Origin of the sequence: Agromyces albus, assembly GCF_030815405.1 — a bacterium.
GTDB classification, from domain to species: Bacteria; Actinomycetota; Actinomycetes; order Actinomycetales; family Microbacteriaceae; genus Agromyces; species Agromyces albus_A.
In genome coordinates this window covers 806802-829796 of record NZ_JAUSWX010000001.1, presented here as the reverse complement: position 1 = coordinate 829796, position 22995 = coordinate 806802, and the positions used below count along the sequence as shown (strand labels likewise).

Here is a 22995-nt window from a genome sequence, read left to right as displayed (position 1 = left end):
TCCAGTCTAGATGCGCCGCGAGGTCACCCCTGACCGGGGGTGATGCACGACCGGATGCCTCGCCTCAGGCGTCGCCGATCTGCGGCAGTCCTCGCTCGTCGAGCGGCCAGCCCGGGTTGTGCGCGAGCTCCCAGAGATTGCCGTCGGGATCGGCGACGTAGGCGGTGTAGCCGCCCCACGCCGTGTTCGCGGCACGCTTGGAGATCTGCCCGCCGGCGAGGACCCAGTCGCCGACGGCATCATCGACCTCCTCGCGCGAGGCGAAGTTGATGGCGATGGCGACGGCTCGGAAATGCGGCGCGTTCGCGTGGAATGTGGGGAGGGCGGCATCCTTCGCGAGCTCGGCCGTCTCCCACAGGGCGAGCACACCGCCCGGCGTCGCGAAGAACGAGACCTCGCCCGGCACCGACGACCGCGCCTCGTGCCAGCCGATGCGGTGGTAGAACGCCGTCGCCGCTTCGACGTCGGCGACCCCGAGGGTGACGAGGGAGAATCGCTGCGGAATGCCCATGTGGCGAGCGTACCGCTGACCTCAGAGCGCCGCGATACCGCCGGCGATGAGCCCGATGCCTGCCGTGATGAGCGCGGCCGTGAGCACGGCGACCCCGACCCAGAGGAGCACGATGAGGCGGTTCGGGCGCTGCGGGTCGCGGCCCGTGACCGAGAGGAAGAACCCGGCCGGCATGAGGATTGCCGCGATCGGCACGCCGGTGCGGGCGAGCCACAGCCAGAAGCCGTCGAGCGCCGCGTGGCCGATGACCGCGAGGATCGCGATCGAGAGCACGAGGAGCACCGCGGCATGGGCGTGGCCGGCGCGGAAGAATCCCTGCTGCAGGCCGTTCACCGGCACGTGGCCGCGCACGACCCGAGTGAGGAAGTACCCGCCGCTCTCGACCGTGACGAGCGCGAGCAACAGGATGCCGATGAGGATGATGTCTTGGGCGGACGGCATGAGCTGTCCTTTCGGGTGGATTGTGATTGGATAGTTTTACTCTCCAATAATAGAGAGCGGCACTATCCAATGCAAGGAGTTCGGCATGCGCATCTCGGCACTCGCTGAAGCGGTGGGCCTGCCCGTCGCGACCGTCAAGTTCTATTTGCGCGAGGGACTCCTCCAGCCCGGGCTCGCGACCTCGGCCACGCAAGCGAGCTACGACGAGTCGCACGTGCGGCGGCTGCGGCTCGTGCGCGCGCTCATCGGTTCCGTCGGGCTCAGCGTGCAGCAGGCCCGCACCATCCTCGATCTCGTCGACGACCCGGGCGACGACCTCTACTCGACGCTCGGCCGGGCTGTGGGGGCCTTGCCGCCCGACGTGGAGCGGCGCGAGGGCGACGACCCGTATCCTCGCGCCCGCGCAGCGCTCGCCGCGCTCGGCCAGGTGTTCGACCCCGAGTACGCCGCGGTGGCGCAGCTCGAGTCGGCGCTCGCGGCCGCCGAGGCGGCCGGCATGCCGATCAGCGACGAGCGCTTGCAGCGGTACGGCGAGCTGCTTCGCGAGCTCGCCGCCTTCGACCTCGAGCGGATGCCCGATGAGCCGCATGCCGCGGTCGAGTACACGGTGCTCGGCACGGCGCTGTACGAGCCCGTCGTGGTCGCGCTGCGCCGCCTCGCCCACCAGGACGAGGCTGCGCGGCGTCGCGGCGTCCCCCGCTGAGGCGCCGAACCCGCGTCGGCCACGGCGCGTCAGCCCTGGCGCTTTGGCCACCGCCGAGGGCGTTCAACCCGCAACGGAAGTGACCACCGGAACCGGAGCGTCGGCGTGCATTGCGGCCGTGACCGCCTCGCGCGCCCTGAGGAGGGCATCCCCCGTGGCGCCCGCACGACCGAGCGCGAGGAGGGCCGCTCCCACGATCGGCGCGCCGTCGAAGATCTCGATGCGCGCCGCTGGTGCTGCCACCGCGAGCCTCGCCGCGATGCCGTCGAGCAGTCGTTCGTCACCTGAGCGGATGATGCCGCCACCCAGCACGACCGGAATCGCACGACCGTGCAGCCCGAGCCTCGTGATGCACGCCCTCGCGAACGCGGCGATCTCCTCGGCCTGCCGGTCGACGAGTTGCCCCGCGACCACATCGCCCGCGCGCGCCGTCTCGAAGACGACGGGTGCGAGCCCGGCGAGCTCGGTGCCGTTCCTCGTGCCGAAATGGAGTTCCTCGATGAGCGCGGTCACCGAGGGCACGCCGAGCCGTTCGGCGATCGCCGCGGTCAGGGCGGTACGCGGCCCACGGCCGTCGAGATCCCGGGCTGCATGCCAGAGCGCCTGTTCGCCGAGTCCGCTGCCACCGCCCCAGTCCCCCGAGATCGGGCCGAGCGCGGGGAACCGCGCGTCGGCGCCGTCGGCACGCACGCCGATCGCGTTCACGCCCGTGCCGCACACGACCGCGACTGCGTCGGGCTCATCGGTGCCGGCGCGGAGGAGCGCATAGAGGTCGTTGCCGACGAAGTGCGAGGCGGAGGCCCAGTCGAGCCCGGCGATCGCCGCGACGTAGCGCTCGACTTCGATCGGCAGGTCCAGCGCCGAGAGATAGAGATCGACCTGGATGATCGCCGCATCACCCGCAACTGCGCGAACGAGGCCGTCGACGACCTCGACCGACGTGGCGAGTCCTTCGAAGTGCGGACTCGAGCCCTGCCCTCGGCGATGCGCCACGAGCTCCCCCTCGAGGGTCAGCGCGACGGCGTCGGTCTTCGAGCCGCCGCCGTCGAGCGCGACGACGAGGCCGCTCATCGCGCCCACTCCAGGAACGGCGCGTTCTGCGCGAGCAGCAGGTCGGTCAGCTGTTCGGCGCGGTCGTGCTGCAGCACGAGCGGATGCGCTCGGAGCGCGCGGAGCACGCGATCGCGACCGCCGGAGATCGCCGCATCCAGCGCGAGACGTTCGTATCCCGCCACGGCGGCGATGAGTCCGCGGATATCGTCGGGAAGCGGCGCGACCGGTTCCGCGACGAATCCCCCGTCGCGGAACACCGCCGGCACCTCGATGACATGGTCGTCGGGCAGGAACGGCAGCACGCCGTCATTGCGCAGGTTGACGACGCGCGAGCGCCCGCCGGGCGTCCGCATCGCCGCGAGCAGCTCGATCGCCGCCTCCGAGTAGAACGCTCCGCCTCGACGCTCGAGCGCAACGGGCTTCTCACGCTGCGCCTCGTCGGCGTAGAGCTCGAGGAGCTCGTGCTCGATGGCCCGAACGGATTCGGCCCGCGTCGGCTCAGCGAGCTGTTCACGGAGCACCTCATCGTGCGCGTAGTAGTAGCGGAGGTAGTACGACGGCACGACGCCGAGCTGCGCGATGAGCGCCGGCGCGAGGTGCACGTCGGCGGCGAGGTCGCCCAGCCGGTCGTGCAGGAGGCCGGGCAGTTCGTCACGGCCGCCCACCTGCACGCTGCGTTCCCAGGTGAGGTGATTCAGGCCGACATGGCCGAGCTCGACCTCCTCGTGTGCGACACCGAGGATCGACGCGAATCGGCGCTGGAATCCGATCGCGACGTTGCAGAGTCCGACCGCGCGATGGCCGGCCTCGAGCAGGGCGCGCGTGACGATGCCGACCGGGTTCGTGAAGTCCACGATCCAGGCGTCGGGCTTCGCGTGGGCGCGCACGACCTCGGCGATCCGCAGGACGACCGGCACCGTGCGGAGCGCCTTCGCGAGACCCCCCGGCCCGGTCGTCTCCTGGCCGATGCATCCGGCCTCGTGCGGCCAGGTCTCGTCGGCGTGCCGCGCGTCCTGCCCGCCGACGCGCAGCTGGATGAGCACCGCGTCGGCATCCGCGACGCCTGCGACGAGGTCGGTCGTGCCGACGACCCGGGCCGGGTGACCGGCGTGGGCGAGCATCCGCTGCGACATTCCGGCCACGAGCCCGAGTCGATGCTCGTCGGGGTCGACGAGGTGGATCTCCTCGAGCGGGAGTACTCCTCGGAGTCGGGCGAAGCCGTCGATGAGTTCGGGCGTGTAGGTGGAGCCTCCGCCGACGATGGCGAGCTTCATGGGTCCTCGATTCAGGTGCGTGGCGGTGGGTGCTGGGCGGTTCGATGGCAGGCGGGACGAGCGGATGCCTCTGCAGGCATCCGTCGATCGGCCGGGTGGGTCAGGGGGCGAGCGAGATATCGGCCTCGAGCTGCGCGCGGATCTGCTCGACGAGCTGCTGGCGCGCGCCGAGGAGCACGGGCTGCGCTCCCGTGCCGCTCGTTCGCACGGCGAGCCTCGGGTGTGCGCCCTCATCGACACGATCGGCGACGAGCTGAGCGAGGCGCGCTCCACCCGCAGTCCCCGTCGGTCCGCCGAGCACGACCATCGACGGATCGAGGATCGCAAGCAGCGGCGCGACGGCGAGGGTCACGCGGTCGGCGAGCGCGGCGAGCGCCGCTTCGTCGCCGGCAAGTCGGGGCAGGGCTTCGACGAGCGTCTCCCGTGAGCCGCCGAGCATCCGCACGACCGCAGGACCCCCGAGGAGATCGGTGAAGTCGTTCGCCTCGGGCGCGAGTCGAACCGCGGCGCTGGGTACCGCGAGGTACCCGATCTCGCCTGCTCCGCCCGACGAGCCGCGGTGCAGCGTGCCCCCGATGTCGACGCCGACACCGAGGCCATCGCCGATCCAGAAGAGCGCGAAGCTCGCGACATCCTGTGCTGCGCCCGCCGATCGCTCGGCCATGGCGGCGAGGTTCACGTCGTTGTCGAGCGTCACGGCGAGGCCGAGCGCCTCCTCGATGCGCCGGCGGGCGCCGACGGCCGGCCACCCGGGAAGGGTGTCCGTGAAGGAGAGCTCGTCGCCTTCCACGAAGAACGCGGCCTGCACGCCCACGACGACCCGGCTGACGGTCGCCTCGTCGAGTCCGGCGGCGGCGCATGCGGCACGGACCGCGGCGCGCACGTCGCCCTCGGGGGTTCGCTCGGCGGGGGCATCCGTCGCGATCTCGACGACGGGATGATCGCGATCGACGGCGTCGACGACGACAGCCTGGATGACCCGATGGAGGATGCTGATCGCCACTCCCGTGATGCGGTCGGTTCGCACGCCATAGCTCACCGCGTTGGGGCCTCGACCGCCCGACACCTCGCCGACGGGTTTGATGAGCCCGACTCGCTCGAGTCGGGTGATCATCTGGGTGGCGGTGGGCTTGGACATTCCCGAGAGCTCACCGAGCTTCGAGCGGGTCAGGGGGCCGTGCTCGAGCAGCAGCCGGAACGCCGTGCGGTCGTTGTGCGCACGGAGCCACGTGGGCGTTCCGGGGTCGATCTGGCTCATCTCTTCCATCCGTCTCTCGGCGCAGTTCGCGCTGCCGTCACTCTATCTGAAAACATTCTTTACTGAATGGAGATCACCCGCCGTTCCGTACCTCGTCGCGCAGCATCCCGAGGTTCTCGGGGTCGGCCGCGGCATCCAGCAGCGTCTTGGTGTACTCGTGCTGGGGGTCGAGGATGACGCGGTCACTCGGCCCACGCTCGACGAGCTCCCCGCGGAGCATCACGAGGATCTCGTCGGAGAAGTGGCGGGCGGTCGCGAGGTCGTGCGTGATGTAGAGCACGCCGAGCCGTTCCTCGCGCTGGAGGTCGGCGAGCAGGTTCAGGACTCCCAGCCGGATCGACACGTCGAGCATCGAGACCGGCTCATCGGCCACGATGAAGCGGGCGCCGGGGGCGAGCGCCCGGGCGATCGCGACACGCTGTCGCTGGCCGCCCGAGAGCTCATGCGGCCGCCGGTCGGCGAATCGGCTCGCGGGGGTGAGCTGCACTCGCTCGAGCAGCTCGTGCGCGCGGTTCCGGACCTGGGATGACGACCATTCGGGGTGGTGGATGCGAAGCGGGCGCTCGACGTGGTGGCGGATCGTGTGGAACGGGTTCAGCGAGCCGAACGGATCCTGGAAGACCATCTGCACGTCGCGCCGGTACTGCGCGAGGCCACGGCCACGGTCGGCGCTCGGCTTCCCGTCGATGATCACGCGCCCTGAGCTCGGCGTCTCGAGCTTCGCCATCATGCGCGCGATGGTCGACTTGCCGGAGCCGCTCTCGCCCACGAGCGCGACGGTGCGTCCTGGCTCGAGCGAGAACGACACGTCCTTCACGGCGTGCAGTGTGGAGAGGCGAACGCCGTCACGGAACCGGAAGTCCTTCACGAGGTGCTGGGCTTCGAGGATTCCCGCCTGCTGCCGGATGTCTCTCATGCCGCGTCTCCCGTCGTCGTGCCCGCGCCGCGGCGCACGAAGTCCCCGCGTTCGCCGCGGAGGCTCGGGAAGCTCGCGAGCAACCGCTTGGTGTAGTCGTGCCTCGGCGCGCGGTAGACCTGGGCCGCGGTGCCCTGTTCCACGATCTCGCCCTCGAGCATGATCGCGATCCGGTCGCTGATCTCGATGAGGAGCGGCAGGTCGTGGGTGATGAAGATGACCGCGAAGCCGAGGCGCTCACGGAGTCGCATGATCTCGCGGATGATGCCCCGCTGCACGACGACGTCGAGCGCCGTCGTCGGCTCGTCCATGATCATGACCTGCGGGTCGAGCGCGAGGGCCATGGCGATCATGACCCGCTGGCGCATGCCGCCCGAGAGCTCGTGCGGAAAGCTCGAGAGGCGCGACGGGTCGACGCCGACGAGTCCGAGCAGCTCCGCACACCGCGCCTCACGCTCACGGCGCCTCATGCCGGGTCGGTGCGTCGTGAACACGTCATGCAACTGGCGCCGGATGCTCATGACCGGGTTCAGCGAGTTCATCGACCCCTGGAAGACCATCGACACCTTGTCCCAGCGGAATGTGCGAAGTGATTCGTCGCGGAGCTCGACGACGTCGATGTCGCGCCCGTCGGCGTCGTGGAACGTCACCTCGCCGGCGGTCATGAGGGCGGGCGCCTTCAACAGCCGGTTGAGGCCGTAGGCGAGGGTGGTCTTGCCACAGCCCGACTCGCCCGCGAGACCGAGGATCTCTCCGCGGTGGAGGGTGAGCGAGGCGTTCCGCACGGCCTTGACGGGCGGGTCGACCTCGTACTCGATGGAGACGTCTCGTGCGGTGAGCACGGGCTGTGCGTCGGGCTTCATGCGATGACTCCTGTCTCGGTCACGCCGACTCCGGCCCTCGCGGCCCGGCGCACCTTCCGGGCGTTCTCGGGGGCGAGTCGGAGCTTCGGGTTCACGACCTCGTCGATCGCGAAGTTGATGAGCGAGAGCCCTGCGCCGAGCGCGGCGATCATCGCACCGGGCGGCACGAACCACCACCACGCTCCCGTGCCGACCGCCTGCCCGGTCTGGGCGTCGTTGAGCATCGTGCCCCACGTGATCGAACCGGTGGCGCCGAGCCCGAGGTAGGAGAGCCCGGCTTCGCCGAGGATCGCGAAGATGATGCCGAAGATGAACTGTGCGGCGAGGAGCGGCACGAGGTTCGGGAGGATCTCGACGAAGATGACTCGCCAGGCCTTCTCCCCCGCCACCCGTGCGGCGGCGACGTACTCCCTCGAGCGAAGCGACTTCGCCTGTACACGGAGCACCACGGCCGAGCCCGCCCAGCCGGTGATGCCCAGCACGATCGCCACGAGCACCGAGCTGCGGGCGAAATCGCCGAGTCCCTCCGACCGCTGCACGTAGGCGGCGATCACCATGACGAGCGGGAGGCCCGGGATCACGAGCATGATGTTCGTGAACAGCGACAGCGCCTCATCGGCGAAGCCGCCGAAGTAACCGGCGAGCACTCCGAAGACGACCGCGAGGACGAGCGCGATGACGCCGGCCACGAGGCCGATCATGAGCGAGCCCTGCGTGCCCCACGCGAGCTGCGAGAACACGTCGTAGCCGAGCTTCGAGGTGCCGAGCCAGTGCTCGGCGCTCGGCTGCTGGAGCGACGCGTTGTCGGAGTCACGTGGCGGTTGCGCGATCAGCGGGCCGAGGATGGCGAACAGCACGATGGCGCCGACGATCGCGAATCCGCCGATGAGCTTCGCTGACCGGCGCGGCAGGAGAGTGCGGAACCGGGACCGGGTGTCAGCCATTGTGGCGCGCCCTCGGGTCGATGAATCCATAGATGACGTCCATGAAGAGGTTGGCGGCGAGCACCGTGACGGTGATGACGAGGAACACGCCCTGCATGAGCGCGTAGTCGAGTCCCTGGACCGACTGGATCATGAGCTTGCCGATGCCCGGGTAGCTGAACACCTGCTCCATCACGATCGAGCCGGCGACGACGAACCCGAGCGCGATGCCGAATCCCGCGAGTGACGGGATCGCGGCGTTCCGCGCGGCGTACTTCGTGCGGATGCGACGAGGGGTGAGGCCCTTCGCCTCGGCGGTGACGACGTAGTCCTCGGAGAGCGTCGACACCATCATGTTGCGCATGCCGAGCAGCCACCCGCCGACCGACGAGAGCACGATCGTGGTCGCCGGGAGGATCGCGTGGGTCACCGCGCTCCCGACGAACGCCCAACTCCACTCCGGCCCCGCCGGGAAGGCGAAGAAGTCGTACCCGCCGATGATCGGGAAGAGCCCGAGGTTCACCGAGAAGACGGCGACGAGCACGAGGGCGAGCCAGAAGTACGGGATCGACTGGAACACGGTGGTGATCGGCACGAGGTGGTCGAGCCAGGTGCCACGGCGCCATCCGACCCACGCACCGACGACGATGCCGAGGATGAACGAGATCACCGTCGCCACGCCGACGAGCACGATCGTCCAGGGCAGCGCTTGGGCGATGAGATCGGCGACCGGAGCCGGGTACCTCGTGGAGGAGACGCCGAGGTCTCCCTGAAGCAACCGGCCCCAGTACGCCACGTACTGGTCCCACATTGATCCCTCGTCGGAGCCGAGGATCGACGTGATGGCGTCGATCATCTCCTGCGAGATCGGTCGTCCGCCGTTGGCACGTCGGAGCTTGCCGATCATGATCTTGGCGGGGTCGCCCGGCAGCAGCCGCGGGAGCAGGAAGTTGAGCGAGACCGCCGCCCACATCGTCACCACGTAGAAGGTGATCCGTCGGAGGTAGTAGCTCATGACGCACCCGCTCTCGCGGCTGTCGAAGGAATCGGTGACATGGGACCGCCCGTTCCTACTTCGCGGGCGAGAGGTGGGCGAGCACGACCGCGTTCGCGACCGAGGTGTACGGCAGCGGAGCCGCGTACAGATCGTCTTCCGACGGCCAGCCCGTGAAGTCCGTCGTGTTGAAGAACGATTGCGAGGCGTTCAGCACGACGGGGATGTACGGGAGGTCACGAACGATCTCGGCATGGATGGTCGCGTAGGCGTCGCGCTTCGTCGCCTCGTCCTGCGTGGCTCCGGCGGCGACGATCGCGGCGTCGACCGTCGGGTTGCTGTAGCGCACGTAGTTCTGGCCAGAGACCGGGTCCTCGCCGACCTTCGCCGTGGACGTGCCCGCGAAGTATTCGCTGTACGTCGAGTAGGGGTCGGCCACGAGGCTCGCGGCGAGTCCGTACATGGCGAGCTGGAAGTCGCCTGCCGAGATCGGCGTCCAGTAGTCGGCGTCCGAGACGGTGCGGGCCGTGATCTTGATGCCGGCCTCCGCAGCCTGCTCCGAGATGAGCTTCGCGGCATCGTTGTAGTCGGTCCAGCCGTCGGGCGAGAAGAGGTCGAGCTCGATCGTCTGGCCGTCCTTGGCATAGAAGCCGTCGACGCCCTTCGCGTAGCCGGCGGCCTCCAGGATTCCGGATGCCTCGGCGGCATTCGACTCCTGTGGGCTCACCTCGAGGGTCGGGTCGCTCAGCCAGCCCTCGTCTCGCGGCAGGAGCATGAACGTGGGCGTCGCCTCACCTGCGAGTCCGGCGAAGGCCTTCTCGCGGATCGTCGAACGGTCGATGGCGACGTTGATCGCCTGGCGAACCGCCGGGTCGGTCTGCGGCCCGGTGCAGCCGAGCTCGGCCGAGGAACAGGTCACGATCACGGTCGGGTCCTGCTGCAGGTTGAGCGTGGAGATCACGCCGTTGCCGGTGACCGAATCGGGGTTCGCGACGAACTGTCCCACCCAGTCGAGCTGGCCTGTGGCGAGGAGATCCTGGGACGACTGGTTGCTATCGATCCCGATGTACTGCACCTCCTTCACGGCGGGCTCGCCGTCGCGGAAGTGCTCGTTGGCGGTCACGGTGTAGGCGGCCTCGGTGAAGGACTTGAGCATGTACGGTCCACTGCCGACGGGCTCGGGGTTGGTCTCGGCCATGTAGTCGTCGATCTCGCCCCAGACGTGCTCGGGCACGATCCACGTCGACCCGAGGATGAGCGACGCACCGGTGAACTGCGGCTTGGAGAAGCTGAGCACGACGGTGGTGTCGTCGACCGCCTCCGCCGAGACCAGGTCCTCGCTCTTGTTCGGCCCGTAGCCGAAGGTGAACGCGACGTCGGCGGCGGTGAGCGGCTCGCCGTCGTTCCATTCGAGGTCGGGCTTCAGCGTCACGGTGATGACCGTGCCGTCTTCGCTGTACTCGTAGCTGTCGCCGAGGAGTCCCACGGGCGGCTCGCTCGAGAGCTGGTTGAAGAAGAACAACGGCTCGTAGATCGCACCGTAGGTCGCGTGCACGGCGGTGTCGACGTTGAACGGGTTGAAGTTGTTGTTGATCGGCGTGGCGCTGCCGGCCCAGACGCGGAGCGGTCGCGAGTCCGCCCCGGCCTCCGCGGAGGGGCTGCACCCGGTCAGGGCGAGCGCCAGGGCGGCCGCGCCCGCGGCGACAGCCGCGGCGATGGAGCGTTTCGGTCGACGAATCATCGTTCCTTCTTTCTCGTGCTTCGTTGCTGGAGAGAGCGCCGCGGCAAGCAGGACACGGGCCCGGGGGCGTTACTGGGAAGGAACTTATCAGAAAACGAACTATCCGGAAACTTTATTTACGAATAGGAAACAGCGGCGCCATCCGGCGGTCATTTCGCGAGGTTCGGCGGGGCGCCGCGAAGGTGCTCGGGGCAGGCCGAAGGACGGGCGCGAAGAACGGCACGCCAGGAGGTCCGGCGAAGGAAGCACGCCAGCGGAGGGCGCCCACCCGCGGTCCCGGAGGAATTCGCGACGTCAGCGCGCGAGCACCGCCGCGAGCTCAGGCAGCTGTGCCGGGTCTTCGAGCGCCGAGCCGACGGCGACCGTGCGAACCCCCGCGTCGAGGAACGCGCCGGCATTCGCGGCATCCATCCCTCCGGTCGCGACGAAACGGGCATCGGGGAACGGGCCCGCCATCGCGGCGAACCAGGGGGCGCCGAGCAGCGACGCGGGGAACGCCTTCAGCCACGTGAGGCCGAGCGCCATCGCGGCCTGCACCTCGCTCGCCGTCGCGACGCCGGGCAGCGGTGGGAGGCCCGCGGCGACCGAGGCACGCACGACGTCCGCATCGAAGCCGGGGCTCACCGTGAAGGCAGCGCCGGCGGATGCCGCGAGCTCGACGTGGCGCGCCGACACGACCGTGCCCGCGCCGACGAGGCGACCCTCGGCTCGCCCGGCCTCGGCGACGGCTGTGAGCGCCTCGAGATCTGCCGGCGACTGGATCGGAAGCTCGACGACCTCGATGCCGAGCTCCCAGGCGCGCCGGGCGATCTCGAGGCTGCGCGAGGCGCCCAGGCCTCGGAGGATCGCCATGAGCGGCCGCCCTGCGAGGATCTCATCGAATTCGGCGTTCACGATCTCGGTCATCTGCGGTCTCTCGGTCACGGTCGGTTGCGGGGGAAGTCGGCGGTATCTGCGAGCACGAGCACGGCGCGCTCGTGTCCGGCGCGCAGTCGCCCGTCGGATGGCGCGCCGTCGAGCAGGGCGGCGAGGTAGCCCGCGGCGAACGCGTCGCCTGCACCCACGGCCTCGACGAGTTCCGTCTCGATCGCGGGCACGTGCACGGCACCTCCCGCTCCGAACTCGGTTGCGCCGACTGCGCCGTCCTTCACGACGAGGAGCGCCGGCTCGGGCACCAGCGCCCTCACGTCGTCGGCCGTCGCGATGCCCCAGAGGTCGGCTGCCTCGTCGAGGCCGACGAGCACGACGTCGGCACGCGCCGCGAGGTCGCGAAGACGGCGCGCCGCGGCATCCGTCGACGGCCAGAGCGCCGGCCGGTGGTTGACGTCGAAGCTCGCGATCGCGGGACCTGACGCGATCCGCGTGAAAGCCGCGTCGACGAGGGCGTCGCACGTTGCCGAGAGCGCCGGCGTGATGCCGCTCAGGTGCACGATGCGGGCGGTGTCGAGGGGCAGCTCGTCGAGGAGCGCCGAGGTCATGCGCGACGCCGCCGACCCGGCACGGAAGTACTGCACGCCACGGCCGGGGTCCTTGAAGTACACGCCCGTGGGCGCCACGGGGTCGACGCCGACCCAGCGGGTGTCGACGCCACGCTTGGCGAGCTGTCGCACGAGGCGGCGCCCGAGCGCGTCGTCGCCGACGACGCCGGCCCAAGCTGCGCGGCGACCGAGCGCGGCGAGGTGCGAGGCGACGTTCGCCTCGGCGCCGCCGGGATCGAGGCGGAAGTCGGCAGCGCGCTCGAGCGGTTCAGCATCGGTCGGCGCGATGAGCACCATGGTCTCGCCGATGGCGACGACGTCGGGCTGCGCTGCGAGGGTCACGAGCCCTATGCTGGCGCGTGTGCAGATTCGGCGCAAACCAGTTGCAGCATACGCAACACGTCTCCGGTCGCATCGCTGAACGAGAGGATGACGGATGCCGCAACCGCGCGTGATCGCCGAGCTCGCCGAGGAGCGCCTCGAGGCGAGCGACAAGGGCCTCCCAGCTCGAGCTGCCGGACTCACGGTGCGCGAGTTCCTCGCGAGCGGGCCCCGCCTCAGCGAGTTCTGGACCCCGCTCCTCGTGCTCGACGAACGGGCCCTCGCGCACAACGCGGGCGTCATCCAGGAGTGGGCGACCTCTCACGGCTTCGACCTCATGCCGCACGGCAAGACCACGATGGCACCGGCGCTCTGGCAGCGCCAGCTCGACGCCGGGGCGGCCGGCATCACCCTCGCGACACCCGGGCAGGTGCGCACCGCGCGCACGTTCGGCGTCGCCCGGATCATGCTCGCGAACACCCTCGTCGCCCCCGCCGGGCTCGCGTTCATCGCGAGCGAGCTCGCCGATGACGGCTTCGCCTTCTCCTGCTGGGCCGATTCGGTCGCGACGATCGAGGCGATGGAGCACGCGCTTCCGGATGCCCCGCTCCCCCGCCCGATCGACGTGCTCGTCGAGCTGGGCGCAGCCGGGGGCCGCACGGGCGCCCGCACGCTCGACGAAGCCGTCGCGGTCGCCGAGCGCATCGCCGGCTCGCCGTCTCTTCGCCTCGCGGGCGTGGCGGGCTACGAGGGCAGCCTCGGCCACGACCGCTCCCTCGCGGCGCTCGCCGCCGTGCGCGACTACCTCGGTCACCTCCTCGAACTGCGCGCCGCGGTGCGACCGCTCGTCGGCGACCGCGAGTTCGTCGTGACCGCGGGCGGCAGCGCCTACCTCGACGTCGTCGCCGACGTGTTCGCACCGGCCATGGCAGCGGATGCCGCGGCGGGGCTCCCGGCGAGCTGGATCCTCCGCTCAGGCGCCTCGCTCCTGCACGACGACGGCTTCTACCACGGCATCTCCCCGCTCGACGCGGACGCGGACGCGGGCTCTGGCGCTCGCTCGGGCGGTGCTGCGCTGATCTCGGCGATGCGGGGCTATGCTCGCGTCGTCTCGCATCCCGAGCCGGGGCTCGCCCTGCTCGACGGCGGCAAGCGCGACTTCCCCTACGACGAAGGACTGCCGGTGCCGTTCGGGTGGGCCGCGCGGCTCGGCGCCGAGGAGGAGCCGCTCGTCGCGGCATCCGTCACCGCTGTGAACGACCAGCACGGCTTCCTGCGCTCGGATGCCGCGCTGCCGGTCGGCATCGGCGATGTCGTGTCACTCGGCCTCTCGCATCCGTGCACGGCGTTCGACAAGTGGCGCTGGATCCCGGTCGTCGAGCACCGCGGTTCCGACCGCGTGGTCGACCTCGTGCGCACGTTCTTCTGACGCGCCAGAGCCACCACCCACCGCCCAGCCGCCCAGCCGCCCACCGAAGGAGGAACCCGTGCCGCACCTGATCCGCAACGTGACCGTCGTCGATGGCGTCGGCGCGGGCGCGGCGCCGGCCGACGTGCTGCTCGACGGCGAGCTCATCGTGCGAATCGACCCCGCGGACAGCGTCGCCCCGTCGGCAGCCGACACCGTGCTCGAGGGCGCCGGGCGACTGCTCCTGCCCGGATTCGTCGACGCGCACTCGCACGCTGATGCGCTCCTCTTCGATCCCGACGTGCAACTCGCGCTGTTGCGGCAGGGCGTCACGACGGTCATCGGCGGGCAGGACGGCGTCTCGTTCGCACCCGGCGACGGCAGCTACGCGAGCGAGTACTTCGCAGCGATCAACGGCCGGCATCCGACCTATCGGGGCGGCGGCGTCGCTGCGCTGCTCGCCGGCTACGACGGCACCACGGCGCTGAACGCCGGCACCCTCGTTCCAGCCGGCACCGTACGGCATGTGGTGATGGGCCGGTCGACGGATGCCGCGGCATCCGCAGAGCTCGAAGCCATGACTTCGCTCGTGGCCGACGGCCTCGCCGCCGGCGCCCTCGGCCTCTCGACCGGACTCGACTACGTGCCCGGCATCTTCGCGGAGACCGACGAGCTCGCGCATCTCGTCGAGCCCGTCGCCGCCGCGGGCGGCGTCTACGTCTCCCACCTTCGCGGAGGGTACGAGGCCAACTCGGCGGCCGGCGTCGCCGAGCTGGAGGCGATCGCTCTGCATTCGGGCGTCGCCGTGCACGTCTCCCACTTCCACGCCGCGCCCGGCATCGTCCACGGCCTGCTCGACGGGCTCGCGGCAGCCGGCGTCGATGCGACGTTCGACGCGTACCCGTACACGCGGGGATGCAGCATCCTCACGATGCCGATCCTGCCCGCTGCGCTCTCGGTGCAGCCGGTCGCCGACGTGATCGAGGCGCTCGCGGATCCCGCCGAGCGCGAGGTGCTGTTCCGGTACTGGTTCCCCTCGATCGCCGACTACCCGAGCCTCGGCGCGGAGTGGCCGTCGATGCTCACGCTCGCCCACATCGCGGCCCCCGAGTACGACTGGGCGCACGGTCTCACCCTCGACGAAGCGGCGCGCCGCGCCGACACCGACCCGGCGAGCTTCGCCCTCGATGTGCTCGCCGCCTCTCGCCTCGAGGTGAACGTCGTGATGGCGGTGCGCAACGAGCGCTCGCCGGCCGAGCTGGCCTCGATCCTCGCCCATCCTCGGGCCCTCGGCGGCTCCGACGGCATCTTCGTCGGCGCCCACCCGCACCCGCGGGCGCGCGGCACGTTCGCGAGATACCTCGGCGACCTCGTGCGCGAGCGCGGCGCGCTGTCGTGGCCCGAGGCGGCGGCGCTGTGCTCCACGCGCGCCGTCGACCGGTTCGGGCTCGGCCGGCGCGGGCGCATCCGTCCGGGGTGGATCGCCGACGTCGTGCTCGTCGATCCCGATCGGGTCGCCGACACGGCGAGCTACGAGTCGCCGCTCGGGCTGTCCCGGGGCATCGACGACGCGTTCGTCGCGGGAGTTCCGGTGCTCGCGGGCGGCGCGCTCAGCGGTGCGACGCCGGGGCGCGGCATCCGTCGCTCACCTGCGCTCCCTTCTCAACCCGCGGAAGCCGAGGAGGCCTGACATGTCGCAGAGCGTCACCCGCGCCGCGCGCATCATCGATGCGATCGCCGCCGACCCGCGCACCGTCGCCGAACTCGCCGAGTCGTTCGGACTGCACCGCTCGACGATGTTCCGGGAGCTGCAGGCGCTCGAGGGGGTCGGCTGGGTGCGCCGGCGCGGCTCGGGCCGCTACTCGCTCGGCACCCGGCTCGCGGCCCTCTCGAAGCTGGCGCTCGACTCGCTCGACCTCCGGGAGGCCGGCGCCGAGCACGTGCGCCGACTGCAGCGCCGCACGGGCAACACCGTGCACCTCGCCGCCCTCATGGACCGCTCGATCGTCTACGTCGACAAGGCCGAGGACGAATCGGGGGTCCGCATGTACTCGCGCATCGGCCGCGAGGTGATCCCCTACTGCTCGGGGGTCGGCAAGGCGATCCTCGCCGGCCTCGACCGGCCCGCCCGCGACGCCGTGCTCGCCGGCGTCACCTGGCAGCGCTACACCGAGCACACCATCACCACCCGCGATCGCCTCGACCGGGAGCTCGCCCTCGTGAACGCCCGCGGCTGGGCCACCGACGATCGCGAGTTCGAGGCGTTCGTGAACTGCATCGCCGTGCCGATCCGCAGCCCGATGGGCGTCGTCGGCGCGCTCTCGGTCACCGCGATCCGCATGGTCGCCGACCTCGACCAGCTGCAGGCGCACCTGCCCGCCCTGCGCGAGACCGCCGAGCTCATCTCGCGAGAGCTCGGCTGACCACAGCGGATGCCTCGGCGCATCCGTCAGACCAGCGGATACCGCATCTGCTCGAATCCCACCGGAGGAACCATGTCCAAGACCGCCGTCACCCTCTCGAACGCGCCGAAGCCCGCAGGGCCGTACAGCCATGGCGTGGTCGCGAACGGATTCCTGTACACCGCCGGATTCGGCCCGCAGGATCCGGCCACGGGTCTCGTCGTCGAGGGCGGCGCAGCCGAGCAGACCCGCCAGGTGCTGCGCAACATCGGCGCCGTGCTCGCCGAGTACGGGCTCTCGTTCGACGACGTCGTGAAGGTCACCGCCCATCTCGAGGACCTCGCCGACTTCGCCGAGTACAACGCGGCCTACGCCGAGTTCTTCACCGAGCCCTACCCGGTGCGCACGACCGTCGGCTCGCGCCTGGCGAACATCCTCGTCGAGATCGACGTCGTCGCGGCGATCCCGCAGGACTGACGAAGGCGGGCGGCCGGAGCGTGCCGCCTGTCCCCGCCCGGCCGTGCGCTCTAGACTGGCGCCGGGGAGACACGGGCCGCACGGGGAGGGCGAAGTGGCGAGCAACGATGCACGCGGTGACGCACCGACGACGAGACGTGATCGCGTCGCGGTCGTCATCGAGGACGACGCCGACATCCGGCAACTGCTCGAGCAAGTGCTCGAGCAAGCGGGTTTCGAGACCCACAGCGCCGGAAACGGGCTCGACGGCATCGAGGAGGTTCGGCGGCACCATCCGACGCTGACAACGCTCGACATCAGCATGCCGGGGATCGACGGGTTCGAGACCGCGAAGCGCATCCGCGCGTTCAGCGAGACCTACCTCATCATGCTGACCGCTCGAAGCGACGAGATCGACACGCTCATGGGGCTCGAGGCCGGGGCCGACGACTACGTCGCGAAGCCGTTCCGGCCGCGCGAGCTCCGGGCACGGATCGAGGCGATGCTCCGCCGCCCACGCCTCGCGAGCGGGTCGGGAAACGCCGACGGCGCGGCGCCGTCCATGCTCGGCGAGCGTGCCCCGTCACCGGTGCCGCGGCGGGAGACGGCCGCATCCGAGGCCGCGAATGCGGTCGCCTCGGGACACCCGCCCGGTGGCAGGCCGCCGGCGAATCCGGCTGCACAGCCGGTCGGATCCGAGCTCGGATGGCTCGAGCATCGAGGCCTCCGGCTCCACTCCGAGATGCATCTCGTCACCGTCGACGGAGACGAACTCGAGCTCACACGCAGCGAGTTCGAGCTCCTGAGCGACATCATGTCGTCGAGGCGACGCGTGCGAAGCAAGTCCGACCTCGCCGTGGCCCTCCGCGGAGAGAGCTACGTCACGTCGTCCTTCGTCAGCGACGCCGACAAGCGCGCCGTCGAGGTGCACCTCGCGAACCTGCGCCGGAAGATCGGCGAGAGCGCCTCGCATCCCCGGTGGATCGAGACGGTGCGCGGCGTCGGCTACCGGCTGACGGCCGACGACGGCGCGTGAGCCGGCCAGTGGCTGCAGCGCGGCATCCGCTCAGGCAGGCAGGCCGTGTCAAGAATTGTGGCGGGGACGATGCAACCGGTCGAGCGGATGGACGGTAGGGAGTCGACCGGCGACGAAGTCGAATGCGTACGCTTCAAGTTCGGGATCGAGAAGCGGCTGCGTGAACCGAGCTGCGATGGTCGCCACGCCCACGGGGGTGGTCCGGGGGTGGACCTCGAGGGTGGCGAGATCGAGCATCTCGGTTTTCTCCTGACTTCTGGTGCAGCGTCCCCGCACCACGCCACGAGTCTCGCTGGGTGACCTCGAGATCAGCGCGGGGATGCGGCAACGTCTCCTCAAGATCTCCTCAAGATCTCGGCATTCGGGGTACAGCGCGCCGCCGCTCACTCCGCGAGCACGATGGCGTCTCCCCCGCCTTCGCGTGCGCTCGAAGCGGCATCCGTTGCGGCATCCATCAGCCGATCGAAGTCGTAGCCGTACCGGTCGGTGCCGGCAAGCCCGATGCTCGCCGACAACCGGATCCCCTGCGCCGCCTCGATGCGGTTCTCGCGGAGACCCACCTGGATCGCCTCGGCATTCAGCGCCGCCTGCTCGACTCGCACGTACGGCCCGACGACCACGAGCGCGCCCGGCCCAGCGGTGCCGATGTTCGAGTGCGGCGAGCTGAAGCGCCGGACCGCGGCCGTGAACTCTCCCTGGAGCTTCGAGCCCACCGACCGCCCGAACGCGGTGTTGAGCGCGTCCCACTCGTCGAGTTCCACTCGCATGAACACGAGCTGCTCGTCGTGGAAGTTCGCGCGCTCGAGCCAGTCGTCGACGATCTCCCGGAACAACTCATCGTTCAGGACCGCATCGGAGTTGTACAAGAGCGCGATGTCGCCCCGTCCCGGCATCCGTGGCACGCGCTCGCCTTGGAGGATCAGCAGGCTCGCCAAGGTCACGATGACGAGTGAGATGATCACGAACGCCGAGGCCTCCGTGCCGAGGAACGTCGCGAAGAAGGGGTCATCGGGTCCTCGCAGCAGGAAGACCGCGGTGCGCGCCGCGTAGAAGAGCGCCACCACCAGGAAGATGACGGTGAGCCCGCGCGCCGTCCAGTTCTCGTGCATCGGCGCCCGCAACGACTCGATCGCTCCGAGCACACCGAACGTCGCGATGAGCGCGAACATCACGGCGGCGCCCGCCCAGTCGCCGCCGCGGGGGCCCGCACCGAGCACCGCCGTGGCGGCTGCCGCGGAGCCGAGCACGCCGATCCACGCCAGGTGCGGTCGCCCGTTGTAGGCGCGCGCACCGCTCCAGAGCAACGCCGGGCTCAGCACGATGGCCGCGTTGCCGACGGCGACCGCCCACCATGCGCCCGGCACGACGACCCACGCAGCGTAAGCGAAGGAGGCCATGATGCCGGCCATGAACGAGACCGCCCACACGCGGCCCGCGGCATCCGTCCTCCGGAGGAAGGTGTCGAGGATGAACATCACGCCGGCAACGATGGTGACGGTGGTCGTGGCGAGCTGGATCGTGTACAGGTCGATGTTCATGCCGCCCCCGGTCCGGACACGGGCAGTGTGATGATCACGGTGGTCCCGCGTCCTTCTTCGCTGTCGATGCTCAGCCGCCCGCCGTGCAGCTCCACGAAGTCGCGGGCGATGCCGAGACCCAGCCCGCTGCCGTGCACGCTGCCCTGCCGCACGGACTCCGACCGGAAGAAGCGGTCGAAGACCCGTGGCAGCTCCGCCTCCGGGATGCCGATGCCGCCGTCGCGCACCACGATCCATGCCGTGTCCTCCTCGGCCGTCACACCGAGGGTCACCTCGCCGCCCGTGTGGTTGTACTTGATGGCGTTCGAGAGCACGTTGTCGACGACCTGCCGGATGCGGAAGTGATCGGCGCGAACGATGACGTGCTCAGCCGTCGTGACGGTCACCGTGAGTGCCCGCTCGTCTGAACGGGGACGGAGCGACTCGACGGACTCGAGCACGATGGAGCCGAGGTCGGTGTCACCGAGCTCGAGCTGAGACGGCGCATCCGCTTGACGTGCGCTCTGCAGGATGCTCGCGATGAGCTGGAGCATCCGCTCCCCGTTTCGTTCCATGATCTCGAGGTTGCGCCGTACGCCCGAGGGCAGGTCTGGTTCGTCGAGCGAGAGATCGACGAAGCCGAGCACCGACGTCATCGGCGTGCGCAGTTCGTGGGAGACGGATGCCACGAGATCGTCTCGTGCGCGGACGGCGAGCAGCTCGGCGGTCACGTCACGCGCGACGAGCACGCTGCCGTCGGGCTCGTTGTCGTCGTCGTAGAGCCGGCGCGAGGTCACGGCGACCGCGGCAAGCTCCGCGCCTCCGCGTGGGATCCACGTGATCACGTTGTCGAACTCGTCGCCCCGCGCCGCGCGGTTGAACGGCAGTTCGTCGCGTGTGAGCGGGGTGACCCTGTCTTCCGCGAAGGCGACACCGAGCCGGGCCGCGTCGGGCACGGCCATGTCGAGCCGGTAGAGGCGCGCGTATGCGGTGTTCATGACGGCCCCGTGTCCTTCGCGGTCGAGTCGCACCACTCCGAAGTCGACCGCGTTCAGCACCTCGGCGATGAGCGATTCCTGCCGGTTCGCGCGGCGCAGGGCGCGCTCGACTTGTCCGGCCTGCGTGCGCAGGAGGACGCGTTGCGCATTGGTGCGCCGGCTCGTGAGCACTGCGCTCGTCGCCACGAAGAGCAGCGCCATCGGCAGCAGCACGACTCCAGGGATGCTTCCCACGGTGAGCGCGCGTCCCGTGATGATCTCGGTGAGCCAGACGAGCCCCGCCGACGATGACACCGCGATCACGGCGCCCCGCAGGCCGAAGTAGCTCGCGAGCCAGAGTGTCGGGAACACCCACAGCAGCCCGACACCCGCTGCCGGATCCCCGAGCCGCATGAGCCCTACTGCGACGATGTCCACGATGGGCACGAGCATGACGACGTCGCGAGGCAACCGATGCCACGGGATGACCACGCTCAGCCCGGTCACGACGAACGCCACCGCGGCTCCGGCGAGCATGAGCGGCCGCGACGCGGACTCGGGCACGAACACCAGGAGCGTGAAGACGAAGACGACGACCACCGCGCCGAACAGCAGTTGCGACAGGATCACAGATCGATCGAGCGTCGCGAGCGCGCTGCCGCGTGTCGTGTCCCCCGTTCCCCCCATGCGATGAGCCTAACGGGGGCCACGACACGCGGCGCGGCCATGTCCGAAAGTCCTGACTGCGCACGCGTGGCGACCGCGGTCAGAGCCCCAGGCGCTCGAGCTCGGCGTCCATCCTGCGGGCGAGTTCGGCGTATCCGTCGTCGTTCGGGTGGATGACGTCGGACGACATCCACTCCGGGTGCCCCTCGAGCCAGTGCGACGCGCCCGAAATGTAGTCGGCGTCCACTCGGCTCGCGGCGTCCTCGACCCATTCGACGATCTGCCCGAACTCATCGGGTCGGTCGTCCTGGTACCAGAACGGCTCGACGACGACGAGCCGCGCGTCGGGCAGCTCGGTGCGGAACCGTTCGAGGTCGTCGGTGATCGCCTCGCGGATCTCGTCACCGGCCGACGGCATCGAGAACGCGTCGTTCAATCCCATCGTCACGATGACGACGTCGGGCGACGGCTCATGGTCGACGATCTGGTCGACGAGATCGCCGCCCGGGGCGAGTCCACGATTGTTCACGTAGCCGAGGCCGTCGACGCTCGGATTGAACTCGTACCAGCCGCGTTCGGCGCACACGATCGTCGACCAGCGACGCTCGGGTGAGCTCGCGCCCGTGCCGCGCGTGTACGAGTCGCCGTAGAAGGCGGCGATCGTCGCTCCATCCGATGGCGGCACCGGCTGGTCGGGGTCGGGTGCCGCGATCGCGCAACCCGTGAGTGCGAGGCAGGCCAGCGCCGCCGCCGACCACAGAGCGGCCGACGCAGGCCGCCGCGGCTGGCGCATTCTCTCCGTCAGACGGTCGCGGGCAGCTGCAGCTTCGCCGCCACGAGCTCCGCGATCTGCACGGCGTTCAGCGCCGCTCCCTTGCGCAGGTTGTCATTCGAGACGAAGAGCACGAGGCCCTTGCCGTCGGGCGCCGACTGGTCTTGGCGGATCCGGCCCACATAGCTCGGGTCGGTGCCGGCGGCCTGCAGCGGCGTGGGCACGTCGGAGAGCGCGACGCCCGGGGCGTTCGCGAGCACCTCGGTCGCCCGCTCGGGGGTGATGGGATTCGCGAACTCGGCGTTGATCGAGAGCGAGTGGCCGGTGAAGACGGGCACGCGCACGCACGTGCCGGCGACCCGTAGACCCGGGAGCTCGAGGATCTTGCGGCTCTCGTTGCGGAGCTTCTTCTCCTCATCGGTCTCGTTGTCGCCGTCGTCGACGATCGAGCCCGCGAGCGGGATCACGTCGAACGCGATCGTGCGCGGGAATTTCTGCGCCTCGGGGAACTCGACCGCGCGGCCGTCGTGCACGAGTCCGATCGTGTCTTGCGCGACGGCGGCGCGCGCCTGCTCGAGCAGCTCCTCGCCACCCGAGAGTCCGGCGCCCGACACCGCCTGGTACGTGCTTACGACGAGGCGCTCGAGGCCGGCCTCTTCGTGCAGCACCTTCAGCACGGGCATGGCGGCCATGGTCGTGCAGTTCGGGTTCGCGATGATGCCCTTCACGGCCTCATCGATCGCGTGGGGGTTCACCTCGCTCACGACGAGCGGCACCTCGGGATCCATGCGCCAGCCCGACGAGTTGTCGATGACGGTCACGCCGGCCGCGGCGTAGCGCGGGGCCTGCGCCTTGGAGAGCGTGGCGCCCGCGGAGAAGATCGCGATGTCGAGCCCCGTCGGGTCGGCGGTCGATGCGTCTTCGATGACGATCTCCTCGCCCTTCCACGGCAGGGTCGTGCCGGCCGACCGCGCCGAGGCGAAGTAGCGGATCGACGCGACCGGGAAGTCGCGCTCCTCGAGCAGGCGTCGCACGACCGCGCCGACCTGCCCGGTGGCGCCGACGACGCCGATGTTCACTCCGTTGCTGCTGACCACGATCACTCCTCCATGACCCGCTCGGCCGGTCAGCCGACGGGAACGCTCATTCCAGTTTGCAGGACATTTGCCGTTGGGGAGGACGCCTGAGCCTGCAAGTGTCCTACGAAGGCAGGAAAGTCATGCAAAGCGGCAGGGATTCGGTGTCGTGCTTCACCGCGAATCGAGCGGATGCGGCATCCGCTCGC

The 22995-nt window shown here is 70.1% G+C and carries 23 protein-coding genes; 6 read left to right on the top strand and 17 right to left on the bottom strand.

The features are described 5' to 3' along the window. Positions 1–64: 64 nt before the first annotated feature. Together QFZ29_RS03840 and QFZ29_RS03835 are read right to left on the bottom strand one after the other, a co-directional pair. Positions 65–511, bottom strand: coding sequence for a VOC family protein (locus QFZ29_RS03840; RefSeq protein ID WP_306892923.1), 447 nt, complete (start codon positions 509–511; stop codon positions 65–67). 21 nt (positions 512–532) lie between these two features. Further along, the gene (locus QFZ29_RS03835) at positions 533–952 is read right to left on the bottom strand and encodes a hypothetical protein (protein ID WP_306892922.1); all 420 of its coding nucleotides are present in this window, start codon (positions 950–952) and stop codon (positions 533–535) included. A gap of 85 nt (positions 953–1037) precedes the next feature. Between QFZ29_RS03835 and QFZ29_RS03830 the strand changes: the two genes are divergently transcribed. Further along, complete coding sequence (locus tag QFZ29_RS03830) at positions 1038–1655, top strand: MerR family transcriptional regulator (protein ID WP_306892921.1); 618 nt, start codon at positions 1038–1040, stop codon at positions 1653–1655. A 63-nt stretch (positions 1656–1718) separates the two neighbouring features. Here the strand turns inward: QFZ29_RS03830 and QFZ29_RS03825 are convergent, their stop codons facing one another. From QFZ29_RS03825 to QFZ29_RS03780, 10 genes are all read right to left on the bottom strand, one after another. Then, positions 1719–2726, bottom strand: coding sequence for an N-acetylglucosamine kinase (locus tag QFZ29_RS03825; RefSeq protein ID WP_306892920.1), 1008 nt, complete (start codon positions 2724–2726; stop codon positions 1719–1721). Next, positions 2723–3982, bottom strand: coding sequence for a family 4 glycosyl hydrolase (locus tag QFZ29_RS03820; RefSeq protein WP_306892919.1), 1260 nt, complete (start codon positions 3980–3982; stop codon positions 2723–2725). Before QFZ29_RS03820 ends, QFZ29_RS03825 begins: the two co-directional genes overlap by 4 nt. A gap of 100 nt (positions 3983–4082) precedes the next feature. Beyond that, positions 4083–5240 (bottom strand): ROK family transcriptional regulator, encoded by a 1158-nt coding sequence (locus QFZ29_RS03815; protein WP_306892918.1) that lies wholly within the window; start codon positions 5238–5240, stop codon positions 4083–4085. Between the two features lie 73 nt (positions 5241–5313). Beyond that, entirely contained in the window at positions 5314–6156 is an 843-nt protein-coding gene (locus tag QFZ29_RS03810; protein WP_306892917.1) for an ABC transporter ATP-binding protein, read from the bottom strand. Continuing rightward, complete coding sequence (locus QFZ29_RS03805; protein WP_306892916.1) at positions 6153–7019, bottom strand: ABC transporter ATP-binding protein; 867 nt, start codon at positions 7017–7019, stop codon at positions 6153–6155. Before QFZ29_RS03805 ends, QFZ29_RS03810 begins: the two co-directional genes overlap by 4 nt. After that, positions 7016–7963, bottom strand: coding sequence for an ABC transporter permease (locus QFZ29_RS03800; RefSeq protein WP_306892915.1), 948 nt, complete (start codon positions 7961–7963; stop codon positions 7016–7018). The genes QFZ29_RS03805 and QFZ29_RS03800 overlap by 4 nt, the downstream gene beginning before the upstream one ends. Further along, positions 7956–8957, bottom strand: coding sequence for an ABC transporter permease (locus QFZ29_RS03795; protein ID WP_129519804.1), 1002 nt, complete (start codon positions 8955–8957; stop codon positions 7956–7958). The genes QFZ29_RS03800 and QFZ29_RS03795 overlap by 8 nt, the downstream gene beginning before the upstream one ends. Positions 8958–9012: 55 nt before the next feature. After that, on the bottom strand, positions 9013–10677 hold the full coding sequence (locus QFZ29_RS03790) for an ABC transporter substrate-binding protein (RefSeq protein ID WP_306892914.1): 1665 nt from the start codon (positions 10675–10677) through the stop codon (positions 9013–9015). A gap of 294 nt (positions 10678–10971) precedes the next feature. Further along, positions 10972–11583 carry a bifunctional 4-hydroxy-2-oxoglutarate aldolase/2-dehydro-3-deoxy-phosphogluconate aldolase gene (locus QFZ29_RS03785; RefSeq protein ID WP_306892913.1) on the bottom strand — a complete coding sequence of 204 codons (612 nt, stop codon included), beginning with the start codon at positions 11581–11583 and terminating at the stop codon, positions 10972–10974. Between the two features lie 14 nt (positions 11584–11597). Next, a complete protein-coding gene (locus QFZ29_RS03780) occupies positions 11598–12497 on the bottom strand; it encodes a sugar kinase (RefSeq protein ID WP_306892912.1) in 900 nt (299 codons plus the stop codon). A 94-nt stretch (positions 12498–12591) separates the two neighbouring features. Here QFZ29_RS03780 and QFZ29_RS03775 point away from each other — a divergent pair, with 94 nt between their 5' ends. From QFZ29_RS03775 to QFZ29_RS03755, 5 genes are all read left to right on the top strand, one after another. Next, positions 12592–13905, top strand: a complete 1314-nt coding sequence (locus QFZ29_RS03775) for an alanine racemase (protein ID WP_306892911.1) — start codon at positions 12592–12594, stop codon at positions 13903–13905. Between the two features lie 58 nt (positions 13906–13963). Then, entirely contained in the window at positions 13964–15574 is a 1611-nt protein-coding gene (locus QFZ29_RS03770) for an N-acyl-D-amino-acid deacylase family protein (RefSeq protein ID WP_306892910.1), read from the top strand. A gap of 1 nt (position 15575) precedes the next feature. Beyond that, positions 15576–16307 (top strand): IclR family transcriptional regulator, encoded by a 732-nt coding sequence (locus tag QFZ29_RS03765; protein WP_306892909.1) that lies wholly within the window; start codon positions 15576–15578, stop codon positions 16305–16307. A 72-nt stretch (positions 16308–16379) separates the two neighbouring features. Beyond that, complete coding sequence (locus tag QFZ29_RS03760; RefSeq protein WP_306892908.1) at positions 16380–16763, top strand: RidA family protein; 384 nt, start codon at positions 16380–16382, stop codon at positions 16761–16763. 94 nt (positions 16764–16857) lie between these two features. Continuing rightward, complete coding sequence (locus QFZ29_RS03755; RefSeq protein WP_306892907.1) at positions 16858–17778, top strand: response regulator transcription factor; 921 nt, start codon at positions 16858–16860, stop codon at positions 17776–17778. A gap of 48 nt (positions 17779–17826) precedes the next feature. Here the strand turns inward: QFZ29_RS03755 and QFZ29_RS03750 are convergent, their stop codons facing one another. From QFZ29_RS03750 to QFZ29_RS03730, 5 genes are all read right to left on the bottom strand, one after another. After that, the gene (locus QFZ29_RS03750) at positions 17827–18015 is read right to left on the bottom strand and encodes a hypothetical protein (protein ID WP_306892906.1); all 189 of its coding nucleotides are present in this window, start codon (positions 18013–18015) and stop codon (positions 17827–17829) included. Positions 18016–18161: 146 nt separating this feature from the next. Further along, positions 18162–19316 carry a GGDEF domain-containing protein gene (locus QFZ29_RS03745; protein ID WP_306892905.1) on the bottom strand — a complete coding sequence of 385 codons (1155 nt, stop codon included), beginning with the start codon at positions 19314–19316 and terminating at the stop codon, positions 18162–18164. After that, a complete protein-coding gene (locus QFZ29_RS03740; protein WP_306892904.1) occupies positions 19313–20959 on the bottom strand; it encodes a sensor histidine kinase in 1647 nt (548 codons plus the stop codon). The genes QFZ29_RS03745 and QFZ29_RS03740 overlap by 4 nt, the downstream gene beginning before the upstream one ends. A gap of 79 nt (positions 20960–21038) precedes the next feature. Then, positions 21039–21731 (bottom strand): SGNH/GDSL hydrolase family protein, encoded by a 693-nt coding sequence (locus tag QFZ29_RS03735; RefSeq protein ID WP_306892903.1) that lies wholly within the window; start codon positions 21729–21731, stop codon positions 21039–21041. A gap of 8 nt (positions 21732–21739) precedes the next feature. After that, entirely contained in the window at positions 21740–22807 is a 1068-nt protein-coding gene (locus QFZ29_RS03730) for an aspartate-semialdehyde dehydrogenase (protein WP_373426179.1), read from the bottom strand. Between the last annotated feature and the right edge of the window lie 188 nt (positions 22808–22995).

Coding starts and splice junctions, on each gene's coding strand:
- QFZ29_RS03805 (WP_306892916.1), bottom strand. CDS start 7,019: ATGAAGCCCGACGCACAGCCCGTGCTCACCGCACGAGACGTCTCCATC.
- QFZ29_RS03735 (WP_306892903.1), bottom strand. CDS start 21,731: ATGCGCCAGCCGCGGCGGCCTGCGTCGGCCGCTCTGTGGTCGGCGGCG.
- QFZ29_RS03775 (WP_306892911.1), top strand. CDS start 12,592: ATGCCGCAACCGCGCGTGATCGCCGAGCTCGCCGAGGAGCGCCTCGAG.
- QFZ29_RS03790 (WP_306892914.1), bottom strand. CDS start 10,677: ATGATTCGTCGACCGAAACGCTCCATCGCCGCGGCTGTCGCCGCGGGC.
- QFZ29_RS03815 (WP_306892918.1), bottom strand. CDS start 5,240: ATGAGCCAGATCGACCCCGGAACGCCCACGTGGCTCCGTGCGCACAAC.
- QFZ29_RS03810 (WP_306892917.1), bottom strand. CDS start 6,156: ATGAGAGACATCCGGCAGCAGGCGGGAATCCTCGAAGCCCAGCACCTC.
- QFZ29_RS03800 (WP_306892915.1), bottom strand. CDS start 7,963: ATGGCTGACACCCGGTCCCGGTTCCGCACTCTCCTGCCGCGCCGGTCA.
- QFZ29_RS03825 (WP_306892920.1), bottom strand. CDS start 2,726: ATGAGCGGCCTCGTCGTCGCGCTCGACGGCGGCGGCTCGAAGACCGAC.
- QFZ29_RS03760 (WP_306892908.1), top strand. CDS start 16,380: ATGTCCAAGACCGCCGTCACCCTCTCGAACGCGCCGAAGCCCGCAGGG.
- QFZ29_RS03745 (WP_306892905.1), bottom strand. CDS start 19,316: ATGAACATCGACCTGTACACGATCCAGCTCGCCACGACCACCGTCACC.
- QFZ29_RS03765 (WP_306892909.1), top strand. CDS start 15,576: ATGTCGCAGAGCGTCACCCGCGCCGCGCGCATCATCGATGCGATCGCC.
- QFZ29_RS03840 (WP_306892923.1), bottom strand. CDS start 511: ATGGGCATTCCGCAGCGATTCTCCCTCGTCACCCTCGGGGTCGCCGAC.
- QFZ29_RS03795 (WP_129519804.1), bottom strand. CDS start 8,957: ATGAGCTACTACCTCCGACGGATCACCTTCTACGTGGTGACGATGTGG.
- QFZ29_RS03820 (WP_306892919.1), bottom strand. CDS start 3,982: ATGAAGCTCGCCATCGTCGGCGGAGGCTCCACCTACACGCCCGAACTC.
- QFZ29_RS03785 (WP_306892913.1), bottom strand. CDS start 11,583: ATGACCGAGATCGTGAACGCCGAATTCGATGAGATCCTCGCAGGGCGG.
- QFZ29_RS03740 (WP_306892904.1), bottom strand. CDS start 20,959: ATGGGGGGAACGGGGGACACGACACGCGGCAGCGCGCTCGCGACGCTC.
- QFZ29_RS03750 (WP_306892906.1), bottom strand. CDS start 18,015: ATGCTCGATCTCGCCACCCTCGAGGTCCACCCCCGGACCACCCCCGTG.
- QFZ29_RS03835 (WP_306892922.1), bottom strand. CDS start 952: ATGCCGTCCGCCCAAGACATCATCCTCATCGGCATCCTGTTGCTCGCG.
- QFZ29_RS03830 (WP_306892921.1), top strand. CDS start 1,038: ATGCGCATCTCGGCACTCGCTGAAGCGGTGGGCCTGCCCGTCGCGACC.